This window comes from Stutzerimonas sp. FeSN7 (assembly GCF_030263795.1).
In the GTDB taxonomy this organism is placed as follows: domain Bacteria; phylum Pseudomonadota; class Gammaproteobacteria; order Pseudomonadales; family Pseudomonadaceae; genus Stutzerimonas; species Stutzerimonas stutzeri.
In genome coordinates, this window is sequence record NZ_JARPMN010000001.1 from 440654 (window position 1) to 456928 (window position 16275).

The following is a 16275-nucleotide window of genomic DNA, read 5'->3' on the forward strand; positions in this document are numbered from 1 at the left end:
GCATAGGAAAACGGAGCGCCAGGCTCCGTTTTCTTTTTTAGAACCTGAACGCCTGGGTCGCACGATCCAGTTCGCTGCCCAGCTGTAGCATCTGCGCACTCTGCTCACGGCCCCGGCTGATGTGGTTCAGGTTGGCGTCGCCCAGTTGGTGGATGCGTTCGCTGTGGCCACGGATTTCGCCCACCGCTTCGCCCTGCTGGGCCGTGGCCTGGGCGATCCGTTCGGCCATGCGACTGATGGTGGCGATGGTCGAGACGATCTCGTCCAGCGCCTGATCGGCACTCTGGGCGAGACTCGCGGTGCTTTCGGCATGCTCGACCTGACTGCGCATCGCCTCTACGGACTGCCGTGCGGCCTGCTGCAGACGGCCGATCAGCTGCTGGATTTCCTCGGTGGCCCCGCTGGTGCGCTGTGCCAGTGAGCGCACTTCGTCCGCGACCACGGCGAAGCCTCGGCCATGCCCGCCGGCGCGGGCCGCTTCGATCGCCGCATTGAGCGCCAGCAGATTGGTTTGCTCGGCAATCGCGCGAATGACCGTCAGGACCTTGCCAATGGTGACGGTTTCGTCGGCCAGTCGTTCGATTGCCACAGCGTTGCCCTGTACCTCGCTGACCAGCCCATGCAGGCCGGTCAGGCTCTGGCCGATCACCTGCTGGCCGTGCTGCACCGCTCGGGCGGCGGCGCGACTCGCTTCAGCCGCTTCTCCAGCGCCATCGGCCACCTGCTGGATGGTCGCTTCCAGCTCGCCCAGCGAATCGCGAATCTGCGCGGTTTCGCCGGTCTGGCGCTGGGCCGCGTCATGCAGATCGCTGCTCATTTCATCGAGGTTGCGGCTGCTGGCTGCAACCTGGGTTGCCTGCTGGCGCAGCGTCCCAACCAGCTCCAGCAGGTAGCTGCGCAGGCGGTTGAGCGAGGTCTCGATATCGGTGATTTCAGTTATTTTCGTCTCGATGCGCACCGCGCTGGCGAAATCGCCCTTCGCCCAGCTGGAGAGGGCCGGCACCAGTTGGCCGAGGGCTCGAGTCAGCTGACGCTGCAGGCGGTCGATCGCCAGGGCGATGAGCAGGATCAGCGCGATGATGCCGATCTGGATCAGGCGCACTTCGCTCTGGATGCGGCTGTGCTCGGCGCGCACGGCGGGCTCCAGTTCGGCCAGCGCCTGCTCGACGCTGGCAATCTTCTGCGCGCTGCTGTCGAGCAGCGCGCTGCGCTGGCGGATCAGCTCGCGGGTGCGCTGCAGCTCGGCCGGGTAGCGCTTGATCAGGCTGGCGAACTCGCGCTTGAGGGCGATGCCACGGTCTTCGCTGTGCTGATCCGCTGCCGCCCCCAGGTCGAGCAGCGCGGCAAAGGTGCTGGTGGCCGACTGGTTCTGGGTGAGCACGCCGAGCAGCGGCAGCGTGTCGAGTCGTGCCGCCTCCTGCTCCAGGCTGCGCAGCACCTGCTCCACCTCGGAGGCCAGCTCGTCATGGCCGCTGCTCACCAGCTTGGCGCGGGCGTGGCTCAGACGAAACAGCTGCTGCCCGGCGGCGAACAGGGGGCGCTGATAGTCTGCGGCGCGTGGATGATCGGCGTGCGCGCGGTAGTCGTCGAGCTGCGAGAGCACGCCGGCCATTTCGCGCTCGGCCTGCAGCAGCAGCCCTTGCGGGTCGCCGGCCAGCTTGCCCGCGGCCAGCAGCTCGTTGGCGGTGAAGCGCGCCAGTTCGGCGAGGCTGGGACGCAGCCGCGCGGCCAGGTCCTGCGGTAGCGCGCTGCTGTCATCGGCGAATTCGCTGAGTGCCTGCTGCGCCTGGCTGTGGCGCAGCGCGTCACCGCTGGCGAGGTAGCCGTGAATGTTGTCCACCGCCTGCTGCTGAAACTGCTGGGACAGTGCCAGATAGCGCACCATCAGCAGGTAGGGGCGCTCCATGGCGCGCTCGGACCACCAGAGCGTCGCGCCCAGTGCCAGACACACTGCGATCAGCAGCAGGGTATTGAGAGTGGTGAGCGACTTCAGGCGCATGCTCGCCTCGCAAAGCAATTCGGAGACCTTGCAAGGTATGGCAGTTTGATGTCGTTTGCGTGACAGCCGGCCGCTCCGACGATCGCTACACGACCCGCGACGTTGGCGGCCGCGCCTGTATTGGCGGCTAGTAACGCTCGACGCGGTTACGGCCTGCGTGCTTGGCACGATAGAGCGCCTCGTCGGCCTGCTGGGTAAGCGTCTTGACCTCGGCATCGGCGGTCAGCTCGGTGATGCCGCAGCTGAAGGTGCAGCTCAGATCGCGCGGCTGTGCCGGGAAACGGATCTCGGCGAAACGCTGGCGGATCTCGTTCAGTACCGTGCAGGCGGCCTCCGCCGGGGTGTCTGGCAGCACCACGGCGAACTCCTCGCCACCATAGCGGCCGATGTGATCGGTCTTGCGCAGGCGCTGCTTGAGAAACAGCGCCAGGCTCTTGATGACCCGGTCACCCATGGGGTGGCCGAAGGTGTCGTTGACCTGCTTGAAATGATCGATGTCGAGCATGGCGAAGCTCAGCGGTCGATTGTCGCGACGGGCGCGCAAGTGAGCATCCTCGAGCAGCTGCAGGCTGTGGGTGTGGTTGTACAGACCGGTGAGGCTGTCGCGCACGATGCGTGCCTTCAGGCTGCGCGCGCGGGTGGCGCGGGTGCGTACCGTGGCGATCAGGTGGCTCGGCTTGATCGGCTTGGTGAGAAAGTCGTCGCCGCCTTCGCCCATGGCGTCGAGCTGCTTGTCCAGATCGTCCTCGGCGGACAGGTAGATGATCGGCACGCTGACGTAGCGCTCATGCTGGCGGATTACCTTGGCCAGCTCGGTGCCCTGGCAGTCTGGCATGTACATGTCGAGGATGATCAGGTCCGGCTGGAACTCGGCGAGTGCGCCGATGGCCTGGATCGGCTCGGTCAGGGTCTGGGTGACGATGCCGGCGTTGTTCAGCACCCGTTCGGTATGCGTCGCCTGGGCACGCGAGTCATCGATGATCAGCACGCGAATCGGCTCGTAATGCGCGGTGCGGGTGAATATCTCGATCTTCTCCAGCAGGCTGCTGGCGTCCAGGGTACCGGTGAAGAACTCCAGACCGCCGGCGCGGACGGCGGCCAGGCGAGTCGGCGTGTCGGTTTCGGCGTGGCTGAAGAACAGCATGGGCAGCTTCGGCTCCAGACCGAGTTGCACCTGTTCGGCGAGGCGCAGCCCTTCGCCCGGTCCGTTGAAGTCCACCTCCATCACGATGGCGGCCGGGTGCCGGCGATGCATCGCCGTGCGGAACGCGGCGACATTGCTGAAGGCCTGTGCGGACATGCTGAAGAAGCCCAGCTGGCGTACCAGATGCTCGGCGCGCTCCTTGTCTTGCAGGGCGATGTACACCGGCTTGCTCAGCGGCGGCAGGAACGCCTGGTTGTGCGGATCGCTGTGGCGCAGTCCGGTGCGGGCAAGGCGATAGATCAGCTGACTCAATGTGGAGATGGTGCTGCTGGACAGGCGTCCGCGGTTGTCGCGGATGTCGCTCAGGCAATCCTCGATGTTCAACGCCAGCTCGCTGTGCTCGGTCTGCTCGAAGCGATCGGCAAAGCGCCGAAGACGAGTCGTCGCTTCGGTCAACGCGGCATGGTAGTCCTCGTTCCATTCGCTGCGTTGCAGTTGCTGCCAGACCTCCAGCACTTCCCGTGCCTGGTGGATGACCCGCTGGGCGAAATGCTGTTTAAGCTCTTCCTGATCCGACATCGCGACTATTCCTGGCGCGCCAGGTGCGCTGCCCTGGTGCGCTGCCCTGGTGCGTTGTAATAGCTGTATGCTATCACCGTCGGTGCGCTTTGGAAGGGCATTGCGCGGTAGTGGTTCTCAATTTGGCGCTGAGCACGCCTGGGCCCTGCGTTATAGTAAAAAAGCATGCCTGCGCAACGTCTCCGGTGCCGGGCGGTCGAACCCCTGAACTCGCCAGAAGGACACACAGCCCATGTCGGATTGGAAGAATCGCTTCGCTCGCCTCGGCCGCTCCAACGGCTCGGCCGGAGCGGCTGGCCAACGCGCAGGCAACCCGCTTCTGCTGATTCTTGCCGCTCTGCTGGGCATCTACCTGCTGGTGACGCTGCTGCTGGGATGGTACTGGAGTCGCGAGCCGGACCTGTTTCCGGTACAGCAGCATACGCGCCAGGCGGCGGAGGCTTCGCAGCGCCAGCTGGTCAGCGGCTATACGACGGTGGAAACCCTCAAGCGCGTGGCCAGTACCCTGCTGGACAAGCCCGGCGGCTATCTGAGCAATGACATCGCCCCGCCGGGGCTGTGGCTGGACAACATGCCGAGCTGGGAATACGGCGTGCTGGTGCAGGTTCGTGATCTGGCGCGGGCGCTGCGCAAGGATTTCGCCCGTTCGCAGTCACAGTCCACCGAGGACCCGGATCTGGCCAAGGCCGAGCCGCTGTTCAACTTCGACAACCGCAGCTGGACCCTGCCTGCCTCGGAAAGTGAATACCGCAACGGCATCCGCAGTCTGGATCGCTATCTGGCCCGCCTCAGCGAGCCGGAGCCCAAGGCGTTGTTCTATACCCGCGCCGACAACCTGAACAACTGGTTGGGTGATGCGGCGACCCGCCTCGGATCGTTGTCCCAGCGCCTGTCGGCAAGTGTCGGTCGGGTGCGCCTGGATGCCGATATCGCACCGGAGCAGGAGCGGGCCGGCATCGTGCCGCAGGTCAAGGAGCAGGTGGTCGAGACGCCCTGGATGCAGATCGACAATGTATTCTTCGAGGCGCGTGGTCAGGCCTGGGCGCTGTCACATCTGCTGCGGGCGATCGAGGTGGACTTCGCCGACGTGCTGGCCAAGAAGAACGCCACGATCAGCGTCAGGCAGATCATTCGTGAGCTGGAGGCGGCGCAGGAGCCGCTGTGGAGCCCGATGGTGCTCAACGGCAGCGGCTACGGCGTGCTGGCCAATCACTCGCTGGTGATGGCCAACTACATCTCCCGCGCCAACGCGGCGATCATCGATCTGCGCAACCTGCTGTCGCAGGGGTAGGACGCAGCGTTCGTGTCCGGTGGCAGGCGTCTACGCCTGCCACTCAGTCCAGTCCGAGTTTCTTCAGACGGTAACGCATCGAGCGGAAGGTCAGCCCCAGTCGCTGGGCGGCCGCGGTGCGGTTCCAGCGTGTTTCTTCGAGGGCCTGCATGATCAGCTTGCGCTCGATCTCCTCCAGGTGGTCCTCCAGGTTGTCGATCTGCGCCAGGCTGGCTTCGCCGTTTTCCGGCAGGCCTGGGCTATCCGCCAGGCGCAGGTCGCCAGCCTTGATCTCGTCGCCTTCGCACAGGGTGTAGGCGCGTTCGAGCATGTTCTCCAGCTCGCGGACGTTGCCCGGAAAGCGATAGTTCTCCAGCTTGGCCAGGGCATCGGGATGCAGGCGGGCCGTGGCCTCGCCGCATTCCTGCGCCAGACGGCGCAGCATGACATCGGCGAGCAGGCCGATGTCTTCCCGGCGTTCGCGTAGTGGCGGTACACGCAGTTCGATGACATTCAGGCGGTAGTAGAGATCCTGGCGAAAACGGCCTGCGGCGACCTCGCTGGCGAGATCCTTGTGGGTGGCACAGAGGATGCGTACATCGACCATCACTTCCTGCGCACCGCCAACGGCACGCACGGCCTTTTCCTGGATGGCGCGCAGCAGCTTGACCTGCATCGGCAGCGGCAGGTCCGCCACCTCGTCGAGAAACAGCGTGCCACCGTTCGCGGCCTGGAACAGGCCGGGCTTGTCCTCGATGGCGCCGCTGAAGCTGCCCTTCTTGTGGCCGAAGAACTCGCTTTCCATCAGCTCCGACGGAATGGCACCGCAGTTGACCGGCACGAATGGCTTTTCGCTGCGCGGGCCCTGCTCGTGAATCAGGCGTGCCACCAGTTCCTTGCCGCTGCCCGACTCGCCGCTGATGTAGACGGGTGCCTGGCTGCGGGCGAGCTTGCCGATCTGCTTGCGCAAGGTTTTCATCGGCGGCGAGCTGCCCAGCAGGCGACTGTCCACCGGCGCCTCGGCTGCGGGCGCGCGCAGGCGCAGGGCGGTGCTGACCAGCTCGCGCAGGCGGTTCAGATCCACCGGTTTGGTGAGAAAGTCGAACGCACCGGCCTTGAGTGCGCCGATGGCGGTATCCAGACTGCCATAGGCGGTGATCATCGCCACGGGCAGTTGCGGGTACTGTTGCTGGATGTGCTGGACCAGCTCGAGGCCACTGCCGTCGGGCAGGCGCATATCGGTCAGGCACAGGTCGTAGTGCTCGCGTGCCAGCAGCTCGCGCGCCTCCTTTAGGTTGCGTGCGCTGCGGGTATCGAGCTTCATGCGGCCGAGGGTGATCTCCAGCAGCTCGCGGATGTCCGGCTCGTCGTCGATGATCAGGGCTTTCTGGCGCGCGGTCATGGTCTTGCTCTGGTTCCTGAAGCGGGTGTCGCCTTCCGGGCGGCTGGCGAGCATGTTAACTCTCCCGGCGCCGCCGTGGCTGCCGCTTTGGTCGATGTGTGATGCGTTGCCGGCAACTGTTCTGCCGCGCCTAGCTCAGCTTGCGCGGGTGCGCGAAGACGATGCGGAAGCAGCTGCCGCCTTCGGCGCGCTCGCGGTAGTCCAGGCGTGCCTGGTTGCTCTCGCACAGCTCGCGGGAGATGTACAGCCCGAGCCCGGTGCCTTTGCTCTCGGTGGTGAAGAAGGGTTCGAAAACGTTGTGCAACTGCTCGGCGGCGATGCCGGGCCCATCGTCGAGGACCTCAACGACCGGCAGATCGCTGGCTTCGTCGCGAAACAGGCGGAGCCAGACCTGAGCGCGATCGTGCTCCTTGCCGCTGTAGCGCAGGCCGTTCTGCACCAGGTTGGTGAGCACCTGGGTCAGCTGGTTGGGATCCATGCGCGTCTGCAGCGAGCTGCCGATGGTTTCCAGGTGAACCGTCTGCTGCGGGCTGAGCCCCTGGCGGAACTCGCTGACGAAGCGATGCAGCCAGTATTTGAGATCCAGCAGCTGGGGCTCCGCCTGGCGGCGCCGGGAAAGCTGCAGCACGTTCTCGATGACCAGATTCATCCGCCGCGAGTGGTCCTGGATGATCTGCGCCAGCCGCCGATCCGGGCCGTCCAGCTCTTCGGATTCCTGTAGCAGTTGAGCAGCATGGCTGATGGCGCCCAGCGGATTGCGGATTTCATGGGCAATGCTGGCTGTGAGTCGTCCGAGGGAGGCGAGCTTGAGTTGCTGGGCCTTCTGGGCGATCTGCGAGATGTCCTCGAGGAACACCAGAGTGTCGAGCTTGTTGCCGTGCTGCAGGGCGGCGAAACTCGGCTGCAGCGTCGGTCCGCCGGGGGTGGCCTTGAGGTTCGGCGGGCGCAGTGTAGGATTGCCACGCCAGTGCTGCAGTGCCTTGAGCAGCTCCGGGCAGCGCGGCGCGAGGCGCTCGCCGGCCAGCGATTCCTGGCCGAGCAACTGCAGCGCCCCCTGGTTGGCCAGGAGCACGCGCTCCTGCGGGTCCAACACCATGATGCCGGTGCGCATGCGCTGCAGGATCAGGGCGTTGAGGGCCTCGAGGTTGGCGACCTCCTCGGCGCGCTGGCGGGCCAGAGTCTCGCTGACCTGCAGGCGCCGAGTCAGTCCCTGGACGAGAAAGGCTGCGGCGAAGCACAGCGTTCCGAGCGCACCGGCCTGGACGTATTGGCTGCTGGCTTCGGAACGGCTGATGCTCAGGTAGAAGGTCAGGTAGATCAGGCCGGTGGCAGCGACCGCGGCGATGAAGAAACCGACCCGCCCCCGCAGGAGAATATTGGCGATGGCGACGGCGACGATCAGCAGGTTGCCGATGCCGCTCGGCGTTCCTCCGCCAAAATAGAACAATCCCGACAGCAGGATCACGTCCATCAGCGCCAGGCTGAGCACTGGCAGGTCGCGCTCGGGGCTCTGCACCAGCACCGCGACGATGATGTTGAGGATCAGATAGAGCCAGGCGCCGTACTGAAACAGTTGCGGATTGCTCATCTGCAGCAGATCGTTGTGCAGGTCGCTGCTGATCAGCAGCACCAGCGCGAGGCCAATGGTCAGGCGGTAGAGGTGATACAGGCGAAGGATGCGCCGCCCCTGATCGCCGAGGAAGGTGAGGTTCTCAGTGCCCACCAGAGGTGCTGTCCTGCTCGAGGTGAGCCTGGCTGCAGTACCAGCGGTCATGGGCCTGCAGGGCCTGGTTCTGCGGCACGTGCACGCCGCATTGAGCGCAGCGGACCATCGGCAGGCTGCCCTGCTGTTGCGCGGTAGGCGTCTTCTTCCGGGTCAGGCGGCGCCACAGCCAGAAGGCGGCGGCGATCAGTGCGATCCAGAACAGCAGTCGAAACAGCCCCATATCGATTCCTTCCTGTTTATGCGTGGCGACCGGCCACTGGTCGAGCCAGGGCCGGTCCTGGCCCGGTGCGCCGACGGTGACGAGCACAGGGCTCGACGCAGCGGCGCATGGTCAGCCCATTTCAGTCGAACAGGCCGAAGGTCAGGCGGCTCCACCAGGAGCGCTTCGGCTCCTGCTGTTCCACTTCCTTGAGTACGGGGCGCAGTTCTTCCGGCAGGTCACGCGCAGCGTTCTCGTACTGGCGCAAAACGTCACGGTTGGCGCGGGAGGTGTCGGGACGCGGCGCTTCGCCTTCGATCAGGCCGAGCGTGGCCTTGCTCAACCAGCTGCGGGTGTCTTCTTCGCGCTCGATGGGGGTGAACTTGCCGTCCTCGAGGGTGGCATGATCCGGGTAGTTGAGCTGAAGGGTCTTGAGGCTGGCATCGGCGAGGTCATCGAGGCCGAGGCGCTGGTAGGCCTCGGTCATCACAGCCAGACCGTCCGCCACGGCCGGTGTGCCCTGGAAGTTTTCCACCACATAGCGCCCGCGGTTGGCGGCGGCCACGTAGGCCTGGCGCTTGAGGTAGTAGTGGGCGACGTGAATCTCGTTGGCTGCCAGGAGGTTGCGCAGATAGATCATGCGCGCCTTGGCATCCGGCGAATAACGGCTGTTCGGATAGCGGCTGGTGAGCTGGGCGAACTCGTTGAACGAGTCGCGGGCAGCGCCCGGGTCGCGCTTGGTCATGTCCAGCGGCAAGAAGCGAGCGAGCAGGCCGCGGTCCTGATCGAACGAGGCCAGGCCCTTGAGGTAGTAGGCGTAGTCGACGTTCGGGTGCTGCGGATGCAGGCGGATGAAGCGCTCGGCAGCCGAGCGTGCAGCTTCCGGCTCGGCGTTGCGGTAATAGGCGTAGATCAGCTCGAGCTGCGCCTGCTCGGCGAAACGACCGAACGGGTAACGCGACTCCAGCGCCTTGAGCTTGCTGATGGCGCTGGTATAGCTCTTGTTGTCCAGGTCGGCCTGTGCTTGCTGGTACAGCTCGACCTCGCCCAGGTTTTCGTCGACGGTTTCGTTGGATGAACAGGCGGCGGTAAGGGCGAAAATGGCGATCAGCAGCAGGTGTTTCACTTGCATGGCGGCTTGCGTCCCTGTGACGGCTGGCTGTCTCGCGCGGAGCCGTCCTGTTATGATGGGCGCCCCGGTGCGCCGGGACAAAGACGCCGTATTTAAACACAAGCGTGTAGCCGAAACCAAAGGCCGCTCCGCCATCTGCGGTCCTCCGGGCATCCATCAGCAACGGATGCCGCTCGCCTCTCTCTGACGAATCTATCTCGCCGTATGTCCACGATCTCCAAACAGGCCATTCAACTCCGTGCCGAGGTGCCGTTTGACCTAGGCGGGCAACGTCTCGATCAGGTCGCGGCGCAGCTCTTCTCCGAACACTCGCGTTCGCGCCTCGCGGCCTGGATCAAGGATGGTCTGCTGACGGTGGATGGCGCCGTCCTGCGCCCCCGCGACACCGTGCATGCCGGTGCGGTGCTCGAGCTGAGCGCCGAACAGCAGGCGCAGGGCGAATGGGTGGCGCAGGACATTCCGCTCGACATCGTCTATGAAGACGACCAGATTCTGGTGATCGACAAGCCGGCCGGGCTGGTGGTGCATCCGGCGGCCGGGCATGCCGACGGCACGCTGCTCAACGCGTTGCTGCATCACGTACCTGACCTGATCAACGTGCCGCGCGCCGGCATCGTTCATCGTCTGGACAAGGACACTACCGGGCTGATGGTGGTGGCCAAGACGCTGCAGGCACAGACCCGCCTGGTGGAGCAGCTGCAGGCGCGCAGTGTCAGCCGTATCTACGAAGCCATCGTCATCGGCGTAATCATCACCGGCGGCACCGTGGATGCGCCGATCGGCCGTCACGGCCAGCAGCGCCAGCGCATGGCGGTGGTGGAGGGGGGCAAGCCCGCGGTCAGTCACTATCGTGTGCTCGAGCGCTTCCGCTCGCACACCCATGTGCGGGTCAAGCTGGAAACCGGGCGTACCCACCAGATTCGTGTGCACATGACCCACCTCGGCTACCCGCTGGTGGGCGATCCGCTGTATGCCGGGCGTTTCCGTATTCCGCCCGCTGCCAATCCGACACTGGTGCAGACGCTGCGCGAGTTCCCACGGCAGGCGCTGCATGCCCGCTTCCTCGAGCTGGATCATCCGGTGACCGGGCAGCGCATGAAGTGGGAGTCGCCATTGCCGGACGACTTCGTCTGGCTGCTGACGCTCCTGCAACAGGATCGCGAGGCCTTCGTCGGGTGACTGTCGGCAACGAGAATTGGCTGTTGCCCGACTGGCCGGCGCCGGCACGCGTTCGTGCCTGCGTGACGACCCGCCAGGGGGGTGTCAGCGCGGCTCCGTTCGACAGTTTCAATCTCGGCGATCATGTCGGCGATGATCCGGCTGCGGTGGCCTGCAATCGCCAGCATCTGCGCGATGTGTTGGGTTGCCAGCCGATCTGGCTGGAACAGGTGCATTCCTGTGTGGCCGTGAAGGCACTTCCCGGTGTCTGCGCCACTGCCGATGCCAGCTGGAGCGAGACGCCGGGCGAAGCCTGTGCGGTGCTCACCGCCGACTGCCTGCCGGTGCTGTTCTGTGACCGCGCCGCCAGTCGTGTCGCGGCGGCGCACGCCGGCTGGCGCGGGCTGGCTGGCGGCGTGCTGGAAACAACGCTCGAGGCGCTGGCGATTCGTGCCGAAGACGTGCTGGTCTGGCTGGGGCCGGCGATCGGGCCCGCTGCCTTCGAAGTGGGGGGCGAGGTGCGCGAGGCATTCGTCGCGCAGCACCCGGCGGCTGCGGCGGCATTCGTGCCGAGCCGCAACGAGGGGCGCTTCATGGCCGATCTGTATCAGCTTGCGCGTATTCGCCTGGCCGCGGTCGGAGTCGAAGCCGTCTACGGCGGCGGGCTGTGCACCTTCAGCGATCCGCGTTTCTATTCCTATCGCCGTGCCTCACGCACGGGGCGCTTCGCCAGTCTGATCTGGCTGCAGCCTTAGCCCTACCTAGCGGTTCGATAGCGCCGTGACTCCGCGGTCCCGGCATGACCTGCATCAATGTCATCCGCCTTGAATCTCCAACAATCATCCTCATCTATGCTCCATCTCGCGGGTTATTTGTAAGGCGCGATTCATGGTGCCGGCCCGCTTTACCTGAGGATGAACATCCATGCGTATCGATCGATTGACCAGCAAGCTTCAGCTTGCGCTCTCCGATGCCCAATCCATTGCCGTTGGCCTGGATCACCCTTCCATCGAGCCGTTGCACCTGATGCAGGCTCTGCTGGAGCAGCAGGGCGGTTCGATCAAGCCCTTGTTGATGCAGGTCGGCTTCGACATCAACGCGCTGCGCCAGGCCCTGACCAAGGAGCTGGACCAGCTTCCCAAGCTGCAGAACCCCACCGGTGACATGAACCTGTCGCAGGATCTGGCGCGTCTGCTCAACCAGGCCGATCGCCTCGCCCAGCAGAAGGGCGACCAGTACATCTCCAGCGAACTGGTACTGCTTGCCGCGCTGGACAACAACACCCGCTTGGGCAAGCTCCTGCTGGCCCAGGGCGTGAGCAAGAAGGCCCTGGAGAACGCCATCAGCAACCTGCGCGGTGGCGCGGCGGTCAATGACCCCAATGCCGAGGAGTCGCGTCAGGCGCTGGACAAGTACACCGTCGACATGACCAAGCGCGCCGAGGAGGGCAAGCTCGATCCGGTGATCGGCCGTGACGACGAAATCCGCCGCACCATTCAGGTCCTGCAACGGCGCACCAAGAACAACCCGGTGCTGATCGGCGAGCCCGGTGTCGGCAAGACCGCCATCGTCGAAGGGCTGGCCCAGCGCATCGTCAATGGCGAGGTGCCGGATGGCCTGAAGGACAAGCGTCTGCTGGCGCTGGACATGGGCTCGCTGATCGCCGGAGCCAAATTCCGCGGCGAGTTCGAGGAGCGTCTCAAGGCCGTGCTCAACGAGCTGTCCAAGCAGGAAGGCCGAGTCATCCTGTTCATCGACGAGCTGCACACGATGGTCGGTGCCGGCAAGGCCGAGGGCGCCATGGATGCCGGCAACATGCTCAAGCCCGCTCTTGCCCGGGGTGAGTTGCACTGTGTCGGCGCCACCACCCTTGACGAGTACCGTCAGTACATCGAGAAGGATGCCGCGCTGGAGCGCCGCTTCCAGAAGGTTCTGGTGGACGAGCCGAGCGAGGAGGACACCATTGCCATCCTGCGCGGCCTCAAGGAGCGCTACGAGGTGCACCACGGCGTGACCATCACCGATGGCGCCATCATCGCCGCGGCCAAGCTCAGCCATCGCTACATCACGGATCGTCAGCTGCCGGACAAGGCCATCGACCTGATCGACGAGGCCGCCAGCCGCATCCGCATGGAGATCGATTCCAAGCCGGAAGAGCTGGATCGTCTCGACCGCCGGCTGATCCAGCTGAAGATCGAGCGCGAGGCGCTGAAGAAGGAGGACGACGAGGCCACCAAGAAGCGCCTGGCCAAGCTTGAGGACGATATCGCCAAGCTGGAGAAGGAATATTCGGATCTGGAGGAGATCTGGAAGTCGGAAAAGGCCGAGGTGCAGGGCTCCGCGCAGATCCAGCAGAAGATCGAGCAGGCCAAGGCCGATCTCGAGGCGGCGCGGCGCAAGGGCGACCTGGCGCGCATGGCCGAGCTGCAGTACGGCATCATCCCAGACCTCGAGCGCAGCCTGGAAATGGTCGACCAGCACGGCAAGAAGGAAAACCAGCTGCTGCGCAACAAGGTGACCGACGAGGAGATCGCCGAGGTGGTCTCCAAGTGGACCGGCATTCCTGTGTCGAAGATGCTCGAAGGCGAGCGGGACAAACTGCTGCGCATGGAAGACATGCTGCACACACGTGTCATCGGCCAGCATGAGGCGGTAGTGGCAGTGGCCAATGCCGTGCGTCGGTCGCGCGCCGGGCTGGCCGACCCGAACCGGCCGAGCGGTTCCTTCCTCTTCCTCGGTCCGACCGGTGTGGGTAAGACCGAGCTGTGCAAGGCACTGGCCGAATTCCTCTTCGATACCGAAGAGGCGATGATCCGCATCGACATGTCCGAGTTTATGGAGAAACATTCGGTCGCACGTCTGATCGGCGCACCGCCGGGCTACGTCGGCTACGAGGAGGGCGGCTACCTGACCGAGGCAGTGCGTCGCAAACCCTACTCGGTCGTGTTGATGGACGAGGTGGAGAAGGCTCATCCGGACGTGTTCAACGTGCTGCTGCAGGTGCTCGAGGATGGTCGTCTGACCGACAGCCATGGCCGGACCGTAGACTTCAAGAACACCGTGATCGTCATGACCTCGAACCTGGGCTCGGCGCAGATCCAGGAGCTGGTCGGCGACCCCGATGCGCAGCGCGCTGCGGTGATGGATGCGGTGGCGCACCACTTCCGTCCGGAGTTCATCAACCGTATCGACGAGGTGGTTGTGTTCGATCCGCTCGGCCGCGAGCAGATCGCCGGCATCGCGGAGATCCAGTTGGGCCGGCTGCGCAAGCGCCTGGCCGAGCGCGAGCTGAGCCTGGAGCTGAGCCAGGAGGCGATGGACAAGCTGATCGCCGTCGGCTACGACCCGGTTTACGGTGCGCGGCCGCTCAAGCGCGCGATCCAGCGCTGGATCGAGAACCCGCTGGCGCAGCAGATCCTCGCGGGTCAGTTCGCCCCGGGCAGCAGCGTCAAGGCTCGGGTGGAGGGCGAGCAGATCGTCTTCGATTGAGGCCCAGGGCAATCCGCATGGCATGACGAATGCCATGCGGTCGTCCGATCAACGGGTCGCGGTCGCGCGCCGGACGCAAACTGTTGTCGCTAATCGCATTTTTAGGGTTGACAGCAGGGTTTGGAACCGTAAAATGGCGCGCCTCTGAGGCGGGAACGTAACGCCAAGGAGCTGGAATGCTAGTTGTTCCGCGATAGCTCAGTCGGTAGAGCAAATGACTGTTAATCATTGGGTCCCTGGTTCGAGTCCAGGTCGCGGAGCCAAATTCCAATCGGGGTATAGCGCAGTCCGGTAGCGCGCCTGCTTTGGGAGCAGGATGTCGGGAGTTCGAATCCCCCTACCCCGACCATTTTTGGGTCGTTAGCTCAGTTGGTAGAGCAGTTGGCTTTTAACCAATTGGTCGTAGGTTCGAATCCTACACGACCCACCATACAGGCTTGCTCGGCAAGCATGAAAAGCTGGATGTCCATACGGGCATCCAGCTTTTTTATTGCCTGCCGTTTAGTGCTTGCCAGATGGCGCACCGCTCGGGTGCGCCATCAATGCGTCAATGGAGTTTCAGGCGTGGTTCGGTACTACGGCTGAGCTTGTCGCCCAGCATCATCAGCAGCGTGCGCGGCATGCCGTACAGTGCAATCTGGTGCATGCGGTACAGCGAGATATAGAACATCCTCGCCAGCCAGCCCTCGAGCATGACGTTGCCCGTCAAATTGCCCATCAGATTGCCCACGGCCGAGAAGGTCGAGAGCGATATCAGCGAGCCGTAATCCTTGTAGCGGTAGATCGGTAGGGGTTTGCCTTCCAGTCGGTTGCGGATCGACCGGGCCAGCATTGACGCCTGCTGGTGGGCTGCCTGGGCGCGAGGCGGCACGTTGCGGTCGCTGTCCGGCTGCGGGCAGGCGGCGCAGTCGCCGAAGGCGAATATGTTCTCGTCGCGGGTGCTCTGCAGGGTGGGGTGGACGACCAGTTGATTGATCCGGTTGGTCTCCAGCCCATCGATTTCATGCAGGAAGGCGGGTGCCTTGATACCGGCCGCCCAGACCTTGAGACTGGCCGGCACGAATTCACCCTGCTTGGTGTGCAGGCCGTCGGCGGTGACTTCGCTGACCGCTGCGCCGGTCAGCACTTTCACACCCAGGTCGAGCAGTGTCTGGTGTACCGGTTGGCTGATGCGCTCGGGCAGTGCCGGCAGAACCTTCGGGCCGGCCTCGATGAGCGTGATCTTCACATCTTCCGGCTTGATACCATCGAGGCCATAGGCGGCCAGCTCCTTGGCTGCATGCAGCAGTTCGGCGGCCAGTTCGACGCCAGTGGCGCCAGCGCCGACGATGGCCATGCTGATGCCGCTCGGCCCGGTTTCACCGGCATGTGCCTTCATGTAACGGCTCAGCAGCTGGCGATGGAAGCGTTCGGCCTGCTCGCGGGTATCCAGGAAAATGCAGTGCTCGGCGGCCCCGGGGGTTCCGAAATCGTTGGTCGTGCTGCCGACCGCTATCACCAGGGTGTCGTAATTCAACGCACGCGAGGGCACGAGCTCCACGCCGAACTCGTCGCGTGTGGCTTCCAGGCGGATGCACTTGTTCGCACGGTCCAGGCCGGCCATGCGGCCCATCTGGAACTCGAAGTGATTCCACTTGGCTTGCGCCACATAGTTGAGCTCGTCGGCTGACGAGTTCAGCGAGCCGGCTGCCACTTCATGCAGAAGCGGCTTCCAGATGTGGGTGAGATTCGCGTCGACCAGGGTGACCCTGGCTTTGCCGCGCTTGCCCAGGGTTCTACCCAGGCGGGTAGCAAGCTCCAGGCCGCCAGCGCCGCCGCCGACGATTACGATTCGATGTGACATGGGAATGACTCATAGCTGCAAGAGAAACGGCGGCGCGACGGGGCGAGCGAGGCTCAAAGCACCAGGCGGCTCAGGAGGCGGCTCAGAAGCCCGAGGCCGACTACCACCGCCAGCACGACGAGCAGCAGGATCCAGGGGCGAAACGGCTGGCGTTCGACCTGATGCTGCGGGGCGCGGAGGTATTCATCGACGCGCTGCTGGTCTTCGGGGTTCAGGCGGCTGGGCATAGGCACCTCGAGTAGAATGCAGGCATTCTAGCTGCGCGGGGTCAAAAGCCAAGCGCGAAGTGCGGCGCTTTGCCGCGCAGGGGAAGGAGCATGCCGGCAGGCATGCT

General features: G+C 64.6%; 12 protein-coding genes and 3 tRNA genes. 7 read left to right on the plus strand and 8 right to left on the minus strand.

The window, feature by feature from the left end; translation table 11 throughout:
- Positions 1–37: 37 nt before the first annotated feature.
- Together P5703_RS01960 and P5703_RS01965 are read right to left on the minus strand one after the other, a co-directional pair.
- On the minus strand, positions 38–1999 hold the full coding sequence (locus tag P5703_RS01960; RefSeq protein WP_279641543.1) for a methyl-accepting chemotaxis protein: 1962 nt from the start codon (positions 1997–1999) through the stop codon (positions 38–40).
- Positions 2000–2126: 127 nt separating this feature from the next.
- Positions 2127–3722, minus strand: a complete 1596-nt coding sequence (locus tag P5703_RS01965; protein ID WP_279641544.1) for a diguanylate cyclase — start codon at positions 3720–3722, stop codon at positions 2127–2129.
- A 232-nt stretch (positions 3723–3954) separates the two neighbouring features.
- On the opposite strand from P5703_RS01965, the gene P5703_RS01970 reads away from it, so the two are divergent.
- Positions 3955–5013: a DUF2333 family protein gene (locus P5703_RS01970; RefSeq protein WP_011914666.1), complete on the plus strand. Its 1059-nt coding sequence runs from the start codon at positions 3955–3957 to the stop codon at positions 5011–5013.
- A gap of 43 nt (positions 5014–5056) precedes the next feature.
- Here P5703_RS01970 and P5703_RS01975 read toward each other — a convergent pair whose 3' ends face one another.
- From P5703_RS01975 to P5703_RS01990, 4 genes are all read right to left on the minus strand, one after another.
- Entirely contained in the window at positions 5057–6394 is a 1338-nt protein-coding gene (locus P5703_RS01975; protein WP_026006503.1) for a sigma-54-dependent transcriptional regulator, read from the minus strand.
- Between the two features lie 130 nt (positions 6395–6524).
- On the minus strand, positions 6525–8117 hold the full coding sequence (locus tag P5703_RS01980) for a sensor histidine kinase (RefSeq protein ID WP_017244514.1): 1593 nt from the start codon (positions 8115–8117) through the stop codon (positions 6525–6527).
- On the minus strand, positions 8107–8340 hold the full coding sequence (locus P5703_RS01985; protein ID WP_013984074.1) for a PP0621 family protein: 234 nt from the start codon (positions 8338–8340) through the stop codon (positions 8107–8109). Before P5703_RS01985 ends, P5703_RS01980 begins: the two co-directional genes overlap by 11 nt.
- Before the next feature lie 121 nt (positions 8341–8461).
- Positions 8462–9451, minus strand: coding sequence for an outer membrane protein assembly factor BamD (locus tag P5703_RS01990; protein ID WP_013984073.1), 990 nt, complete (start codon positions 9449–9451; stop codon positions 8462–8464).
- A 204-nt stretch (positions 9452–9655) separates the two neighbouring features.
- On the opposite strand from P5703_RS01990, the gene rluD reads away from it, so the two are divergent.
- The 6 genes from rluD to P5703_RS02020 all read left to right on the plus strand — a co-directional run bounded on the left by rluD (position 9656) and on the right by P5703_RS02020 (position 14528).
- A complete protein-coding gene (gene rluD / locus P5703_RS01995) occupies positions 9656–10630 on the plus strand; it encodes a 23S rRNA pseudouridine(1911/1915/1917) synthase RluD (protein WP_011914661.1) in 975 nt (324 codons plus the stop codon).
- The gene (gene pgeF / locus P5703_RS02000; RefSeq protein WP_045159695.1) at positions 10627–11364 is read left to right on the plus strand and encodes a peptidoglycan editing factor PgeF; all 738 of its coding nucleotides are present in this window, start codon (positions 10627–10629) and stop codon (positions 11362–11364) included. Before rluD ends, pgeF begins: the two co-directional genes overlap by 4 nt.
- 169 nt (positions 11365–11533) lie before the next feature.
- Positions 11534–14098 carry an ATP-dependent chaperone ClpB gene (gene clpB / locus P5703_RS02005; protein WP_020305930.1) on the plus strand — a complete coding sequence of 855 codons (2565 nt, stop codon included), beginning with the start codon at positions 11534–11536 and terminating at the stop codon, positions 14096–14098.
- 187 nt (positions 14099–14285) lie between these two features.
- Positions 14286–14361 (plus strand) — tRNA-Asn (locus tag P5703_RS02010).
- Positions 14362–14370: 9 nt separating this feature from the next.
- Positions 14371–14447, plus strand: a tRNA-Pro gene (locus P5703_RS02015).
- Between the two features lie 5 nt (positions 14448–14452).
- Positions 14453–14528: transfer RNA gene (locus P5703_RS02020), tRNA-Lys, on the plus strand.
- Positions 14529–14645: 117 nt separating this feature from the next.
- On the opposite strand, the gene P5703_RS02025 is transcribed toward P5703_RS02020, so the two are convergent.
- On the minus strand, positions 14646–15941 hold the full coding sequence (locus tag P5703_RS02025; protein WP_125871593.1) for an NAD(P)/FAD-dependent oxidoreductase: 1296 nt from the start codon (positions 15939–15941) through the stop codon (positions 14646–14648).
- 53 nt (positions 15942–15994) lie between these two features.
- Positions 15995–16168, minus strand: coding sequence for a DUF3094 family protein (locus P5703_RS02030; protein WP_017244511.1), 174 nt, complete (start codon positions 16166–16168; stop codon positions 15995–15997).
- Positions 16169–16275: the final 107 nt, after the last annotated feature.